The 16561-nt window shown below is 23.8% G+C and carries 19 protein-coding genes; 6 read left to right on the plus strand and 13 right to left on the minus strand.

All coding sequences use genetic code 4. The annotated features are described in order from the left end of the window. Positions 1-21: 21 nt before the first annotated feature. The 8 genes from AACL22_RS12400 to AACL22_RS12435 all read right to left on the minus strand — a co-directional run bounded on the left by AACL22_RS12400 (position 22) and on the right by AACL22_RS12435 (position 5226). Positions 22-1482: a hypothetical protein gene (locus AACL22_RS12400; RefSeq protein WP_338988714.1), complete on the minus strand. Its 1461-nt coding sequence runs from the start codon at positions 1480-1482 to the stop codon at positions 22-24. Then, complete coding sequence (locus AACL22_RS12405; RefSeq protein WP_338992555.1) at positions 1472-2149, minus strand: hypothetical protein; 678 nt, start codon at positions 2147-2149, stop codon at positions 1472-1474. Before AACL22_RS12405 ends, AACL22_RS12400 begins: the two co-directional genes overlap by 11 nt. A gap of 34 nt (positions 2150-2183) precedes the next feature. Continuing rightward, positions 2184-3062 carry an IS3 family transposase gene (locus tag AACL22_RS12410; protein ID WP_338993108.1) on the minus strand — a complete coding sequence of 293 codons (879 nt, stop codon included), beginning with the start codon at positions 3060-3062 and terminating at the stop codon, positions 2184-2186. Next, positions 3029-3292 (minus strand): hypothetical protein, encoded by a 264-nt coding sequence (locus AACL22_RS12415; protein WP_338988671.1) that lies wholly within the window; start codon positions 3290-3292, stop codon positions 3029-3031. Before AACL22_RS12415 ends, AACL22_RS12410 begins: the two co-directional genes overlap by 34 nt. 50 nt (positions 3293-3342) lie before the next feature. Next, on the minus strand, positions 3343-3642 hold the full coding sequence (locus tag AACL22_RS12420) for a hypothetical protein (protein ID WP_338992557.1): 300 nt from the start codon (positions 3640-3642) through the stop codon (positions 3343-3345). 6 nt (positions 3643-3648) lie between these two features. Continuing rightward, the gene (locus tag AACL22_RS12425; protein ID WP_338992560.1) at positions 3649-4749 is read right to left on the minus strand and encodes a hypothetical protein; all 1101 of its coding nucleotides are present in this window, start codon (positions 4747-4749) and stop codon (positions 3649-3651) included. Between the two features lie 15 nt (positions 4750-4764). After that, a complete protein-coding gene (locus AACL22_RS12430) occupies positions 4765-4965 on the minus strand; it encodes a hypothetical protein (RefSeq protein WP_338992563.1) in 201 nt (66 codons plus the stop codon). Between the two features lie 129 nt (positions 4966-5094). Beyond that, entirely contained in the window at positions 5095-5226 is a 132-nt protein-coding gene (locus AACL22_RS12435) for a hypothetical protein (RefSeq protein WP_338992566.1), read from the minus strand. A gap of 122 nt (positions 5227-5348) precedes the next feature. Between AACL22_RS12435 and AACL22_RS12440 the strand changes: the two genes are divergently transcribed. From AACL22_RS12440 to AACL22_RS12465, 6 genes are all read left to right on the plus strand, one after another. Further along, positions 5349-5612: a hypothetical protein gene (locus AACL22_RS12440; protein WP_338988671.1), complete on the plus strand. Its 264-nt coding sequence runs from the start codon at positions 5349-5351 to the stop codon at positions 5610-5612. Between the two features lie 140 nt (positions 5613-5752). Continuing rightward, complete coding sequence (locus AACL22_RS12445; RefSeq protein WP_338992935.1) at positions 5753-6466, plus strand: IS3 family transposase; 714 nt, start codon at positions 5753-5755, stop codon at positions 6464-6466. 461 nt (positions 6467-6927) lie between these two features. Continuing rightward, complete coding sequence (locus AACL22_RS12450; RefSeq protein WP_338992568.1) at positions 6928-8013, plus strand: hypothetical protein; 1086 nt, start codon at positions 6928-6930, stop codon at positions 8011-8013. 74 nt (positions 8014-8087) lie between these two features. Beyond that, positions 8088-8612, plus strand: coding sequence for a lipoprotein (locus tag AACL22_RS12455; RefSeq protein WP_338992570.1), 525 nt, complete (start codon positions 8088-8090; stop codon positions 8610-8612). A gap of 84 nt (positions 8613-8696) precedes the next feature. After that, complete coding sequence (locus AACL22_RS12460) at positions 8697-8960, plus strand: hypothetical protein (protein WP_338988671.1); 264 nt, start codon at positions 8697-8699, stop codon at positions 8958-8960. Between the two features lie 140 nt (positions 8961-9100). Beyond that, positions 9101-9838 carry an IS3 family transposase gene (locus tag AACL22_RS12465; protein ID WP_338993110.1) on the plus strand — a complete coding sequence of 246 codons (738 nt, stop codon included), beginning with the start codon at positions 9101-9103 and terminating at the stop codon, positions 9836-9838. Between the two features lie 34 nt (positions 9839-9872). Here AACL22_RS12465 and AACL22_RS12470 read toward each other — a convergent pair whose 3' ends face one another. Genes AACL22_RS12470 through AACL22_RS12490 form a run of 5 tightly spaced genes read right to left on the minus strand, consistent with a single transcriptional unit; the run spans position 9873 to position 16560 of the window. Continuing rightward, positions 9873-13073: a hypothetical protein gene (locus AACL22_RS12470; protein WP_338992572.1), complete on the minus strand. Its 3201-nt coding sequence runs from the start codon at positions 13071-13073 to the stop codon at positions 9873-9875. Positions 13074-13076: 3 nt separating this feature from the next. Then, positions 13077-14468 carry a hypothetical protein gene (locus tag AACL22_RS12475; protein WP_338992574.1) on the minus strand — a complete coding sequence of 464 codons (1392 nt, stop codon included), beginning with the start codon at positions 14466-14468 and terminating at the stop codon, positions 13077-13079. Further along, on the minus strand, positions 14461-14739 hold the full coding sequence (locus AACL22_RS12480; protein ID WP_338991181.1) for a hypothetical protein: 279 nt from the start codon (positions 14737-14739) through the stop codon (positions 14461-14463). The genes AACL22_RS12475 and AACL22_RS12480 overlap by 8 nt, the downstream gene beginning before the upstream one ends. Further along, the gene (locus AACL22_RS12485; RefSeq protein WP_338992576.1) at positions 14739-16199 is read right to left on the minus strand and encodes a PBSX family phage terminase large subunit; all 1461 of its coding nucleotides are present in this window, start codon (positions 16197-16199) and stop codon (positions 14739-14741) included. The genes AACL22_RS12480 and AACL22_RS12485 overlap by 1 nt, the downstream gene beginning before the upstream one ends. Continuing rightward, positions 16192-16560, minus strand: a complete 369-nt coding sequence (locus AACL22_RS12490) for a hypothetical protein (RefSeq protein ID WP_338992579.1) — start codon at positions 16558-16560, stop codon at positions 16192-16194. Before AACL22_RS12490 ends, AACL22_RS12485 begins: the two co-directional genes overlap by 8 nt. Position 16561 lies beyond the last annotated feature (1 nt).

Consider the following 16561-nt stretch of genomic DNA (forward strand, 5'->3'; position numbering starts at 1 on the left):
TTATTTACCTCATTTAATTTTTTATTCATTTTTATTTAATTCTAATCATTTTTTATTGAATAATTCTTTAATATCATTTCTATTATTTGAAATAATTCTTCATATTGGATGTTTTTCAAATAAATTTAATTCATTAATAGTTGTTGCACTATTTATTTTTCTTATCACTATATCATAAGAGTCCGATGTTTCTTCTTGATACTTGGGTAAATCAATATCCATATCACGATTATAAATAGAATGTGGTTCATTTGACATTAATTCGCTATTATTTATTAATTTTCTTTTAATTGTTAAATCTTTAATAACAATATTATTTGTTTCATTTTTAATTGATCCATCTTGCTTAATTATTATGCTTTCATAAGAATTAGCTGCTAAAAATGAAAAAATTGATTTTTGTGATATTGTTTCAAAATAATGTGTTACAAATTTATTAGCAGATGCATAATCTGTTATTGAAATTGATATTTTATAGTAATATTTTGTTAAATCATAATCTGGAATTTTAAATGTTAATTTTTCGTTTGCTTCTGGATAATTAATTAATTCTCAATCATTGCCACCACTAATAGATATATCACCACTGCCTAATAATGAAGAACCATTAATAGTTTTAATATTTGTACCGCTTACTAATTTATCTTGTTTAGTATTAATATCTTGTGATGTTTTTACAATATATTTATCATCAACTTTTTCAATATAATTTTTATTTAAATAACTATCTTTAATAACATCCGATGGAATTTCATTACTTTGTTTTGCTTTTCAAACACCATTTTCTTCATAAATAGTATCATTATCAAACGGAACGACTAATTTAATATATTCATTATAATCAATTTTACTAAAATCATTTTTTGTAGGATAACTAATATTAATACTATTATCTTTAACAATTCTATCTTTTAATCAAAATAATAATGTTGGATAAAAAGTTTTTTTACTAATATGTTTATATTCTTCTTCTCATGGATGAGCATAATTATCTAAACTATAATTATAAGGTCTAGATACTGTTTTACTAGATATAATATCAATTATTTCACCGGCTAATTTTAAAGCATTTTTAACATCACGAGTAATATTTTCATTTGCCTCAGGATCATTAGTTTGTGAATAAGCAACACCACCTTGTGAAAATGAAGCACTACCAGTTAAATCATTAACTCCTTTTGGTAAATATCAATTTATAACTGCTAATAAACAAGCAGATTGAATATAACTTAATCATTTATCATTTTCAATTAAACCAGTATTATCTTTTTTTACTCATGGAAATAAATCTTTTTTATTTATTTTATTGGAAATTGTCCCACCTGATAATCTATCCATTCATAAACTAGTTTTTAAAATAGCATTATAAATTAAATTATCATTATAAGCAGATTGTTTTCTATCATTAATAGGCTGTCAAAGTTTACTTTCTTTAACATCTTCAACTGTTATAAATAACAAATTACTTAAATTATTTTCCATATAAAACACCTCTTAATTGATTACGATATTTTTTTTTAAAATTACTTGGCTTATAACTATTAACTTTTGTTTTTGTTTTCTTAATTGTTTTAATAGTTTGATTAGTTTTGTAAAACATATTTTTAACTGGTGTTTTATATAAATTCTTAATATTTTTAACATCACTTCGGCGTTCACAATATCATTTTTTATTATTAATTTCACCAGCAAAATTAAAATTAAAATGTCCAATTTTTAAATTATTAATAAACTTTTTAATTTGTTGTAATTTTTGAACTGTTGGTAATGTTAATTTAGTAGTTCCTTTGGGATATTTTTCTTTTAATGCTTGTGGTAATCGTTTTTTAATATAATTTCTTAAATGACTAGGTAATCATTTTCTTAATCAATAACGCCAAAATAAAGTTCCTGCATTAGATACAGCATTACTTAATAATTTTCAAATTTCAACTGGAACACTAGGATAAACATATGGACCATAAAATTTCGGATGTTTTGCTGTTTTTGTATATATTAAAATAGTTAAATTACCTGTTAAAGTTAACTTATTTGTAATATTAAACATACCACTATCAAGCCAACTACTATTTAAAGGTTGTCAATTAGTATTTAAATAATTTTCATTTTTAAATTGTTCTCTATTTTTAATATTATAGAGTGCACCCATTTTAGTAAGTACTAATAAAAAGTATTTACTTTTTTTAAATTATATCTTTTTCTTTACGATTTGAATATCATGTATTTCATTTTATAACATCTTGTATATATTCTTCATGTGAATTATATATTTTATTATGGATTGTAGCTTTCTTAAGTAATGAATGAAAACTTTCTATAACAATATTATCTGCACAGTGGTAATTTTTTCCCATTGAAATTGTAATACCGTTAGATAAACATTTATCGTGATAAATAGTGGATGTATATTGATATCCGTGATCTGAGTGAATTATTATTCCATTCAGATCTTTTTTTATTAATTTTATTTTATTAATTGCATCATTTAAATTATCCATTACTAATTTATTGTCATTATATTTAGATCACTTTACATCAACTATTTCTTTAGTATATCCATCAATAATTGTTGATTGATAATATCTTTCTCCTTTTCAAATTAAATATGTTACATCAGTATATAGTACTGAAAACCTTGTTTTTATATCATTGAATTTACGATTAATTAAATCAGGATATTGCAATAAGCTTTTTTCTTTATTCTGTTTATATTTCATTTTTCTTCTCATTTTTCTTACATATTCAGGTTGTATTTGATTATCACGCATAATTCTTAAAACTTTTTTTGAATTATATTTTATACCATAATCTTCCTTTAAATATTTAGTAATTCTTCGATAACCAAATTGTTTTAAATTTTCTTCATAGACTTTTACAATATCATTTATTGCTTTTTTATCTTTTTTGCTACTGTCATAATTTTTATATTTATTTCAATAACTACGTTTTAACCCTGTTACTTCTAGTAATAATTTTATTGAATATTCACAAAAATTTTGTTTAATAAAAGAGACAATTCTTAGTTTGCTTAATTGTAAAAGTCATGGAGCTTTTTTAATAATTCATACCTTGTTTTATAATATTCTAAATTTCTTTTGCCAAAAGAAATTTTAGGTCCTTTAGGATTGTTTAATTTTCCTTTTTTATGATTTGCTCATCAAGATTCTACTGTATTTGCATTTATATTATATTGTTTTGCTACTATTCAACAACTTTTTTGTTTAATTTCCTCAATGATTTTTGTTCTAAATTCTGATGTATATTTGTTATATTTTTGTCCTTTTTTTGCCATATAAAAATGCACCCCCTATAAAAATTTAGCAAAATCTTTTTTTATTTTACTTACTTTTTGGGGTGCACTCTATTATTATCTTTTTCTAATTGACTTAATATTTGTTGTATTTCTTTTTTATGACCTTTTTTAATTAAATCTAAATAAGTAAATGGATTTAATCACTGATAAATATCTTCAACTTTATTTGTAATTTTATTATATTTATCACTAATATAATTAATTGGCTTTAATATTTTATTTTTAACTTGATTAACTCTATTAATTAAATTTACAAATTTACTTATTAAAGGTTTATTTTCTAAATTAGATACTAATAAAGTTAAAACGCGTAATATTAGTAAATTCATTTTATATTAACCTTGATTATTTGGTTTTGATTCTGGTTTTGATGCTGAAATTAGATAATCAACTGGAACTCTAAAAGTTTTATTTAGATTACTTTTAGCGGCAGTAATTTCATCTTGGCTTGGTTGTTTTTCCAAAATAATTTTACATGTTTTTGGATATAAAATTGTTGGTGTTGCATATTGTACTTTACCAATTCATTTAGGATTAGCAGTATCATTATCTAAAACTTGTTGAATAGTATCCATATTAATTGGATATGCTCATACTTGTTTATTAATAATTAAACCATTTACATTAGTAAAATTATAACCTTTATCACGGTTAACTTGTCCTTTTGTATATGTTTTTTCTAAATGAAAGCTTTTTGATACTGGAATACCCATTGCAGTATTTTCATATAATTCACCATTAACCATTGCTTTTAATTGAGCTTGTGAACCAATTACTTTTAAATAAGCAGGTGTTAATCCTAAATATGCTCTTCGTCCTAAAACCATAAACATTTTATCTGTTGGTAAACCAAAATATAAATTACTAATTTGATTTGTTAATTCAATCAAAGTTTCATTTAATGTAAAGAATGCTTTATTTGCATCATCAGCATTTTCAGCTGTATAACTCCGAAATGGAATTACTTCATATTGACCATCTGCTAAACAATAATCATAAATACCCTGAATTAATTCACATTCTAAATTAACAAATTTATTCTGCACAACACTAGAAATAGCATCAGCAATAACACCATTTTTAATATTTTGTTCTATTAATGCTAAATCAAAAGCCTCATTCATTAATTTTAAATTAAATCTTTTATCAATAGGAACTGGAATTCTTGTTAATCCCATTGTTTGAGTTGTCCCACCATTTGGTAATGAATAATCATCTTGTCATACTACACGATGAGTTAAATTATATAGTGCTTGTCCTGCATTTGGTAATCAAGCAACTTGTTCTGCAGTTGCAGTAGCATACTGCATAATACTTGCATATTCACTATATAAAGGTCCACGCAATAAAGCATTAACCATATCAACATAGGCTTTTTGTCCTGTTGTATTACCTTGTAATATAAAAGGTACTTGTGGCAAATTAATTGTTGCCATAATTTTCACTCCTTATTATCTAAGTTTTTTAAGTGTATAATCAGTTATTTTTTTAATTTCATCAGGAGTATATGCTCCTTTTTCTTTAATATTTTCAATTTCATCATTCTTATTTTCACTAGACTTTTCAATCATATCTTTAATAAAATTAGTTGGTGAAACTGATGGTTGTTCTTCAACAAACAAATCAGGTTTTAATTCTTTTAAAGTTTGCATTTTTTCAGATAAAGAACTACCACTAACTTTATTTAAATTAGTTTTAATATCTTCAATTTTAGTAGATGGAACATTTTTAAATGCTTTTAATTCATCTAATTCATTAGATAATTTAATAAAGTCTTCTTTTTATATAACATCTTCGCGTTTTTGCACACTTTCTCTAATTTGCTTTGCTTCATTATTAAACTGATTTAAGATATTTTCTGCAATCTCTTCACTTAAACCTTGTTCGATTAATTGTTCTTTTGTAAGTGCCATTTTATAAACCTCTCTTTTTTTATTCTTGTCCGATTAACAAGTCAGCATATAGAGTGCACCCCAAAAAAGTAAGTAAAATAAAAAAAGATTTTGCTAAATTTTTATAGGGGGTGCATTTTTATATGGCAAAAAAAGGACAAAAATATAACAAATATACATCAGAATTTAGAACAAAAATCATTGAGGAAATTAAACAAAAAAGTTGTTGAATAGTAGCAAAACAATATAATATAAATGCAAATACAGTAGAATCTTGATGAGCAAATCATAAAAAAGGAAAATTAAACAATCCTAAAGGACCTAAAATTTCTTTTGGCAAAAGAAATTTAGAATATTATAAAACAAGGTATGAATTATTAAAAAAGCTCCATGACTTTTACAATTAAGCAAACTAAGAATTGTCTCTTTTATTAAACAAAATTTTTGTGAATATTCAATAAAATTATTACTAGAAGTAACAGGGTTAAAACGTAGTTATTGAGATAAATATAAAAATTATGACAGTAGCAAAAAAGATAAAAAAGCAATAAATGATATTGTAAAAGTCTATGAAGAAAATTTAAAACAATTTGGTTATCGAAGAATTACTAAATATTTAAAGGAAGATTATGGTATAAAATATAATTCAAAAAAAGTTTTAAGAATTATGCGTGATAATCAAATACAATCTGAATATGTAAGAAAAATGAGAAGAAAAATGAAATATAAACAGAATAAAGAAAAAAGCTTATTGCAATATCCTGATTTAATTAATCGTAAATTCAATGATATAAAAACAAGGTTTTCAGTACTATATACTGATGTAACATATTTAATTTGAAAAGGAGAAAGATATTATCAATCAACAATTATTGATGGATATACTAAAGAAATAGTTGATGTAAAGTGATCTAAATATAATGACAATAAATTAGTAATGGATAATTTAAATGATGCAATTAATAAAATAAAATTAATAAAAAAAGATCTGAATGGAATAATAATTCACTCAGATCACGGATATCAATATACATCCACTATTTATCACGATAAATGTTTATCTAACGGTATTACAATTTCAATGGGAAAAAATTACCACTGTGCAGATAATATTGTTATAGAAAGTTTTCATTCATTACTTAAGAAAGCTACAATCCATAATAAAATATATAATTCACATGAAGAATATATACAAGATGTTATAAAATGAAATACATGATATTCAAATCGTAAAGAAAAAGATATAATTAAAAAAAAGTAAATACTTTTTATTAGTACTTACTAAAATGGGTGCACTCTAATAAACTCTTTTTTAATATAAAAAGATTAAAACATAATTTAATTATATATCAATAGTTAACAATTACAATATATTTTGTATACAAATACTAAACAAATAATATAAAAATGTTATAATGAAATTGAAATAATTATTTATTAATATATAATAGTCAGTAAGAATGATGTCGGGTCATTCTCTTTTTTATTTAATTGAAATAATAATATAATACTATTTTACCAATAAAATACTTTTATATATTTATATAAACTTAATATATTTCATTGCTAATTTAGCCCTTAAAACGCGTAATAATGTGTATTTAACAAGATAAATTATTAAAATAATTTCTAATTTTGCTTGTGTATATATATATATATATATATAATGAGGATAAATCTTGATAAAAAGTTTCGAGATTTAGAAAAGGAGAAATACAAGTAATGAAAAAATTGTTAAGTTTATTAAGTGTACTAACAATTAGTGGAACTGCTGTACCAACAATTGTTGCAAATAAACCATATGTAATAACAGCTTATACTAATGATGTTATAAATTTAAATAACCTAAAAGTAAAAAATTTAAGTATTGATCTTAATTATTTATATAATAAAAATCCAGCACCAACCGAAGATGATATTAAAGAAGCTATTTTAATTGCAATAGCATCAAATAATGATAGTACAATTTATGAAGTTATAATATCAATATTGACAGAAATAGAAAAATGAAAAATATCTGGTATAAATTTTGAAATTCCAAAATTAGGAGAATCATCAACTTATGATTCTAAATTTTTATCATTAGATAGCTCAAAATATATTGGAGTATTATCTGCAAAAGTTACAGTATCTAATTTAAATAATATAAAAGACTTAAATGATGTTATTACAAATAAAAATCTAAATACTATTGTAAATCCAGATAAAAATGAAATATTAAAAGTTTTAAAAGAAAAAAATTCTGATTTAGATATTAGTGAAATAGATATACAAGATTGAACTTATAAAAATGCCAATATTAAAGCTAAAGAAAATTCTTCAAAATATTTTAGTTCAGTTATAGTTAGTTTTACTTCTGTAATACAATTAAACGGTGCTAATTGAGAAAGTGAATACATATCATTAAGCAGCTATAGTGGTCCAGAAACCAAAACCTCAGAGCATGAATTTAATTATAAACTTACATTTGGAAAAGAAGAATTTATAAAAAGTTTTAATAAAATAAATATTATATTTAGTGGTGATGCAATTACATCTAGACCTCAATGAGTAGAAAAATATTTTAAAGATGAAACTAAATCATTTAGTATACCTTCAGATTCTAATAAAGAAAACTTTTGATATGAAGAGCAACAATGATATGGAAATTATGATGCTTCTGCTGCGTGATTAGAAACATATTGAAAAGATGATAATACTTTTGTTTTAAAAGCAGTAGCTTACGTTAAAGTTGATTCTTCTGCTATATCAACTGATCACAGTAGGGCAAAGACTCAATTAATAATAAAGGGAATTAGTTTTAAATAAAACCAATAAATTATTATTTGGAATAAATTTAAATTTATTCCTTTTTGTTTAAAAAATAGAAAGGATATAAATACATGAAAAAAATATTAACTATTTTAGGCACAATCACTTTAATAGGAACAAGTACAACAAGTTTAGTGGCTTGTAATACACTACAAGAATATTCACCAGAAAAATTAAAAGAACTTAAAGAAAAGAAAAAAATAGATACTAAAAACCAAGAAATCAGAGATAACCTAGAATGAATAACACCACAAGAAAAACCATTCAAAGAAGTAAACAATAAGTATTTTTATATTGTTTGTAGAAATAGTTTAAATAATGCATGAAAAGTATTTAAATTAAAAAACGATGGTAAAAAAGGCAGCGGTTTAAAAATAGATTGAGGTGAAAGACCTGTTGGTTTTATTTTTGCTACTAATAATGAAATTTTATTAGCAACTGGTAATTTATTAGATTCTTCAACAGAATATATATGAGGAAAAGGAAAATATTATGAAGACTATATTAAATCAGTTTATCGTTGAAATGGCGAAGAACAAAAATTACCTGACTTAATTGCTGATAATGATGGTAATGTAAAAGTTAAAGAAGAATAAAAAAGAGATTTTTAGAGTGCACCCCAAAAAGTAAGTAAAATAAAAAAAGATTTTGCTAAATTTTTATAGGGGGTGCATTTTTATATGGCAAAAAAAGGACAAAAATATAACAAATATACATCAGAATTTAGAACAAAAATCATTGAGGAAATTAAACAAAAAAGTTGTTGAATAGTAGCAAAACAATATAATATAAATGCAAATACAGTAGAATCTTGATGAGCAAATCATAAAAAAGGAAAATTAAACAATCCTAAAGGACCTAAAATTTCTTTTGGCAAAAGAAATTTAGAATATTATAAAACAAGGTATGAATTATTAAAAAAGCTCCATGACTTTTACAATTAAGCAAACTAAGAATTGTCTCTTTTATTAAACAAAATTTTTGTAAATATTCAATAAAATTATTACTAGAAGTAACAGGGTTAAAACGTAGTTATTGAGATAAATATAAAAATTATGACAGTAGCAAAAAAGATAAAAAAGCAATAAATGATATTGTAAAAGTCTATAAAGAAAATTTAAAACAATTTGGTTATCGAAGAATTACTAAATATTTAAAGGAAGATTATGGTATAAAATATAATTCAAAAAAAGTTTTAAGAATTATGCGTGATAATCAAATACAACCTGAATATGTAAGAAAAATGAGAAGAAAAATGAAATATAAACAGAATAAAGAAAAAAGCTTATTGCAATATCCTGATTTAATTAATCGTAAATTCAATGATATAAAAACAAGGTTTTCAGTACTATATACTGATGTAACATATTTAATTTGAAAAGGAGAAAGATATTATCAATCAACAATTATTGATGGATATACTAAAGAAATAGTTGATGTAAAGTGATCTAAATATAATGACAATAAATTAGTAATGGATAATTTAAATGATGCAATTAATAAAATAAAATTAATAAAAAAAGATCTGAATGGAATAATAATTCACTCAGATCACGGATATCAATATACATCCACTATTTATCACGATAAATGTTTATCTAACGGTATTACAATTTCAATGGGAAAAAATTACCACTGTGCAGATAATATTGTTATAGAAAGTTTTCATTCATTACTTAAGAAAGCTACAATCCATAATAAAATATATAATTCACATGAAGAATATATACAAGATGTTATAAAATGAAATACATGATATTCAAATCGTAAAGAAAAAGATATAATTAAAAAAAGTAAATACTTTTTTATTAGTACTTACTAAAATGGGTGCACTCTATTTACATCTCTTTTTATTTTTATCTTGGTTTAATTGTAATTTTAACTGGACTATCGCCTTTATTTCTAATTCCTAAAACATTCGGATTATTAACATCTATTGTTATGTTTTTATCATTGCTAAGATGTGTCCATTTTGAAGGTTCTAATCCTTTACCTGATAATATTGCAAGAAATGTTTTTGAAAATCCAATTTTTAATTTTACATCATTAGTATAATATGCTTGTAAATAAATTTCTTTAATTTTATCATTAACTTTATTAGATAATGATGTTATTTGAAGTAAAAATATAATATTTGCTTCTTTATTATTAATTTTATAATTACTTTGATAATTTCCAATAGGCAAACCATTAGTAAAAGCAGTAGCAAATGTTTTAATTTCATTATTTATATTATCAGTATATAAAGTTATTGTATTATCAAAATTAACTTTATCAGTTTGTGAACGACCACTTTCTTTCAAAGTCACATTAGATAATGAACCTATATTAAATTCACAATTTTTACCCTCTGATAAATTAACATTTCTATCAGGAATAAAATTTTCTATATTTGGTGGTACACATTCAACTTGTAAATTATCTAGATTGCTTATTTCTATTGTTTTATATGAACTAATAAATTTATCAATACTTTGAATTGTGGAGTCAATTAATTTTAAATCAATTTCAGTTTCATAATAACCAGCATTAAATTTATTAGAAAATAAAGTTGCTGGATATTCAATTATATTTTTACACTGTGATGGTGCAGTAATTTTAGTTTTTAATGGGTAAATTGTATCAGCATCTCATATATCTTTGGTATAAGGTTTATAGTTATATGGTACTGGTGGGAGAACATATTGCGGGTAATTAAAGGTTGGTATTTCATAATCATGTGGTAATAGAAAACTTGTTTTATAATTAGTTGTCATATCTCGTAAATAGTTGTTTAATACACTTTTTGTTTTACCACGAAAACTTCATACTGATAATTTTAAATAATCTTCTTCATTGTTAGTATATGGGTTATCAGCATAAAAGATAATTTCAAAATTACCTTTATATAATGCTTGTATTGAAAACATATCAATTATATAACTACAATTTGTCCCATCAGGTGTTTGTAAGAATTCGCAATCATTATCTTTTTCACTATCACTAACTGGTGTTTGTGCATCAACTGCTCTTACTAATTCATTAATTAAATATATACGATTAGTTTTAGGGTTTAATTGTTTTAAATTATAAGTTGAATAAGTTATTCGTTCTGTTGGTTTACCATCTTTTTCTAAAACATTACCTTGTATTTTATCAGTTAATAAAGTTGTAAACCCTAAACTAGTAGCATTTGCTCCAAATATAGCACCAACTTTATCATTTCCTTGTTCTCTAAATATTTCAAATGGTAAATAACCTTTACCTTTTGCATTATCACCTCAAAATGCATCATTATAAAAACTATAAACATTAGCACTCATAAAACCATTAAGTCATTGAAAATTAGGTCAAGTTTTTTCATCTTGGTTAATTACTCAACCCCAAGGAATACCAAAACTAATTTGATTTAAAAATTTACCAAGAACAGGAATTGTAAAAGGATTAAATACTAGTTTTTGCGTATAGTTTAAAGGTAATATGGTAATTTGACGATTAATAAAATTATTCATATTTAAAATATCTCAAACATTACATGCACCCATTTTATTATATTCAATTTGAACTTGTCCTACGGTATTGCCAAATTCATCTTTTCTTTTAAAATATGATGATGCTTGGGTACTAATTATATTATTAACTGTGCCGCCATTTGTTTTTATTTTTGCTGGGGGTGTTATTTTTCAATCTTTAGACCAGTAAAATTTAGAATCTTTATCTTCTTTATAAATATTTCGACCAACAGTAGAATTGGATGATGATGTGGTAGTGGGGTCAGTTATAACAATGCCCTCACTATTTTTCTGTTTTCAAAAGTCGTATCTACTTTCCATATCTTTTTTTCAATCTTCATAACCCGTTATCATTGTTGGTTGAATACCTTGAATGTTATATCAACTTACTTCGGGTGAAGCATAAGTATTTATTTTATCAGGTGGTGCAGGAAACATGTTATACATTAATAAATCTCTTGAATTCATTACTTTTTTATTAAATTCACCTTTAATAATTGGTCGCCCAATAACAGGCATATCAAAAAAGATAGGATTACCATAAAATTTAACTGCCATTGCTCTAACACCTGGGTCTTTTAATAAAATCTCATCTAATTCAACAATACCTTTATTTAGTTTTTCATCATAAGTTATTTTTGGAAAACAATAACCTTCACCTGGGGCACTTGTTTGAATAAATTGTCGTACTGATAAACCACTATTACTAATTTTGTCATTAATACTTGAAAAAGTAATTTCTTGTCATAAGAAATCACCATCTTCTACGGAATAATAATTAATAACATTTGATGGATATAATCATTGTCTATCTTGGGGTGCAGAATTAATATTACCACCACCAATATTTAAACCACGGTCATTAAATACAGTATAAAAATTATAATAATCATTAATATTTAATTTAGTAATATCTTCATCTAAAATTAATAAAGTATATTGTCGTTCTGTTGATTGTTGAGTAAATACTTGTTCAAATTTAGCATCACCAAATTTAATAGAACTTACATCATCAACCATATAAGCATCTCAATATTTACCAACTTTAACCTCTTTTGTATAAAAGTTATCAGCTTTATTATCATTATTAATAAAATAACTTAATTTATATTGATTTAAGTATTCTAACATTCTATTAATATCATAAATGTTTTCACCATCAATTAATTTTCAATAAACATTATTATTTTCATCTTTTAATTTTATAGCAAAAGGTGTTTTATTATTGGCTCATATAGTGGAATTAATAGGTTGATTTTTAAAATCATCAATTGTTAATATATTAATTTCTTCACCTTTATATTTTTGAACTATTTTTAAACTGCCTTGTCATTGAGCAATCGTACTTTCCATATTATCAAATATTCTTGAATAACTACCATAATCACTTGGTTTAGCATTATTAGGTTTTCAACCTGTTTCAGTATCAGGAATATATGAACTATAAACATTAAAAGGAAATACCATTCAATGTCTATGTTCTTTTATACTTTCTCTTATATCTATTGCAGTAGCACCTGCTCCTGTTCTTAATCATTGCATAGCTGCTGGACTAATTTTTTGCATTTGTTAATTCTCCTTAATTTCTGTTCTACCTTGTAAGGCATTTTGGTTATTACCAGTTTCATCATATTCTAGTAATTTATTATTATGTTCGATTTCTTTATTTTGCATTTTATCTTGTCATTTTTCTACTTTTTCAAAATATTTGGTTGCTTCTAATTCATCAATATTATCATATTCAGTTATTGCTCTTATTGGCTCCATTGTGCCATTTTCTAATCTAGCAGTAATTAATTCATTTTGTCGCATTTGGTCAACTAAACTAGCACTAATAAAATCAAATCCATAAGGACGTTCACCAGTACCATCTCATAAACCATAATATTTTAAAACAGTATCAAACATCTTGGTATAATATTGTTTACGATATGTCTGTAAATATGCTTGTTTTTCTAAGTCTTTTGTTTTAGTTAATAATGACTGTGTTTTATTTTGATCATTATCTGATTTATCACCAAAAGGACTAGAAAAATGACATGCTAAATATACTTGTTCAATAATAGATTTTTGGTCTTCAGTATATGTTTCTAAGGTTGGTGTACCTTGTACTACTTGTAAAGATTGAGATAATTGACCATCAACCGCCGATTGACCTGATTGAATAAAAATATCATCAAAAGCATCTTGTAATACTTTTTTATTGCCTTTGTTATAAGCAGTCATTAAATCATCATCTAATACCCCATATCAATGTGTACGATTTGCTCATCGTTCTTTTGATTTAATATTAAAACTATCTTCTAAATCAAATTGTAATTTATAACAATTTGACATAGTAGGTCATGGATTTAATGTGGTTGATGTTGATAAAAATAAAGGATTAGGTTCATTTATCATTTCTCAAAAAGGTACTATACCTAATTTATTTTTAAATTCTTGTATTAAAATAGGTTTAACATCATCTTTAATTTGTGTTTTACTTTGTCCAACAACTACTTCATTATTTTTAGGTCAACCTTTAATAACTATTTTATCTTTGGTACAAATTAAATTTAAAATAAATTCACTATCTGATTGATGATAATTTAATCAAATATCAGCACCTTGTTCAATTTCATTTATTTTACTTACGCGTGATGTAAAGTTAAAAGGGTTAATTCATAAATCAATATTTCCATCACTAGTTTCTAATAAACCAAAGATAGTTTTACCCATTAAACTTGCTGTTAATTCATTTTTATCTAATTTTTCTTTTATTTTATAAGTTTCATATCATCAATTTAATTTTTCTAAAATATCTTTACGATGCGACTTAAATAAAATATCTTTACCATTTATTAATCGCATTTGATGACGAGCGATAATATTTGCTAAATTAATAGTTCAATCATAATTATAAAATTTTAAAACACTATTAATATCATTTAAGTTTGGTAAACTAGGGAAAGTATTATTCATTGTTATTTTGCTCCTTTAATTTTAAAATAAGTGCATAATTAATTATATTTACAGTTAATAAATTTGGTTCATTTGATAAAACTTGAACACATACTTTAACTTTTTGATATCTTTTAATATATTCGTTATATAAATTTAATTTACATATTGCGATATTATCTTTTTTTAATTCTTGACAAAGTCTTTTTTTAACTTGTCCACAAACAGACATATAAGGTCTTTTTGCATTTATTACACGCTCATCATGTATTACATAAATATCTTTTTTCATTAAGTTAATCACTCCCTTTGTTGTCATAATTTATAATCTGCTGAACTATTATGTTTAACCATTGGTACTAATTCAAAGTGTAAAGCATAAAAATCACTATCAAATGTATCATCGTATAAGTCCAACATTCGTTCTTCTCTGGCATCTGGTTTATCTTCTCATTGAATTAATTCATATTGAGTTTTACTTACAGGACATTTTTCTCATAATCATTTTAATTGATTAGTATTTATTAACATTGTGAATGCTTCAATACGATGCTTTATTTTAAATTTCTGCTTTTGTGCTGGTTTAAAATGCATATATTGACCAAAAGAATAATTATATTTTTCTCGGTTTAAACTTTCTAATGTTGCATAAGCACTATCATCAACATTGATTGATATACCTTGCTGTATTAAATTAAAATATTGATTTAATTGATTGTTGTAAAACTCTAAAATATCTTTTACTTGTTCTAATGGTCCTTTAAATTGTTGTGTAGCATTTGAGTGTGTATATTCTGCTACTTTATATGCTTTTTTATCAAATGAATTATATATTCAAAAACTCGCTGCTGTTGTATGTCCCTTAGGACTAGTAGAGTTTGCTAAATCAACTCCACCTAATAATTTAGTTGGTTGAATAATATCTGTTGCTTGCATAATATCAATATATCTTGCAAATATTGACCCACTAGTATTGCCTGGTAAACCTCAACTCCATACTCTTGCTCTTTCAATATCTAACTGTTCTAATCTTAATTGTTCATTAACTTTATCTTGTGGTAATTCATAATTTAATCTTCAACTAGAATAATGAATAATAATTTTCATATTTCATTTTTCAATATACTTAATTTGCTCATATTTACTACGCATTATTTTTTCATCAAAAAGCATTAATTCATTACAATAACCAACAATATATCTTTTTAAACTTTCAGGATTACATGTATTAATTGTTATTTTATTTTGATAACCACGAATAGCAAATTCTAAATCACTTAAATCTTTTTGTTGAAATTGATCACATTCTTCTCTTCAATCAATAACTAATTTATATTTATTTAAATCAGCAAAGGCTTTTAATTTTTCTTTTCGACTTGGTGAATGTAAACCTTTACAATATATTTTGCTACCATTTGATAAAGTAAAAGTAAAATTTGATAAATTAATAGTATAAGGAATATGATTTTCATCTAACATATTTCATATATTTTGAAATACACTATCTTTTAAATCTTTACTCCAATACATACTAGCAATAATACAAATTGGTTCTTTAATTAATAAACTAATTTTTAATAATTCACCAAACATTTTTATATTTGAAATAGTCTTACCACTATATCGTGCCCCAATTTGATTAATTTCATTAACTAACTCATATTTTTTAGCAAATAGATATTTATTACCAATACTACTATTTTGTAATAACCAATAAGGAGTTTCTAACAAATAAGTAAAATGATTAAGCATTATTATCACTTTCTTTTTTAATATCTCTAATATCCGTTTGTAAATTAACTATTATTGGTTGTTGATTATTTAAGTTTAATTCTTGTTCTAACTGTTTTTCTTGTAGTGAATATTTATAATTAAATGCTCGTTGTCAATATAATTTAGCACCATCTGGTGATTTCATCATAAAGTTAATTATTTCACTTTCAATTTTATTAACTTGTTTTTCAAGCAAAGGAACTATCTTTTCGCTCGCATAAGTATCATATCTTCACTTACGAGAAAGGTTGAATTCATTGGTTAAATCATTCAAAGTATAGGGTTTATTAGGTGATTTATTTTCTCAAAATTGCTCTATTTTACGATAAAAAGTTGCCAAA

The organism is Spiroplasma endosymbiont of Seladonia tumulorum (assembly GCF_964020235.1).
Taxonomy (GTDB): domain Bacteria; phylum Bacillota_I; class Bacilli_A; order Mycoplasmatales; family Mycoplasmataceae; genus Spiroplasma.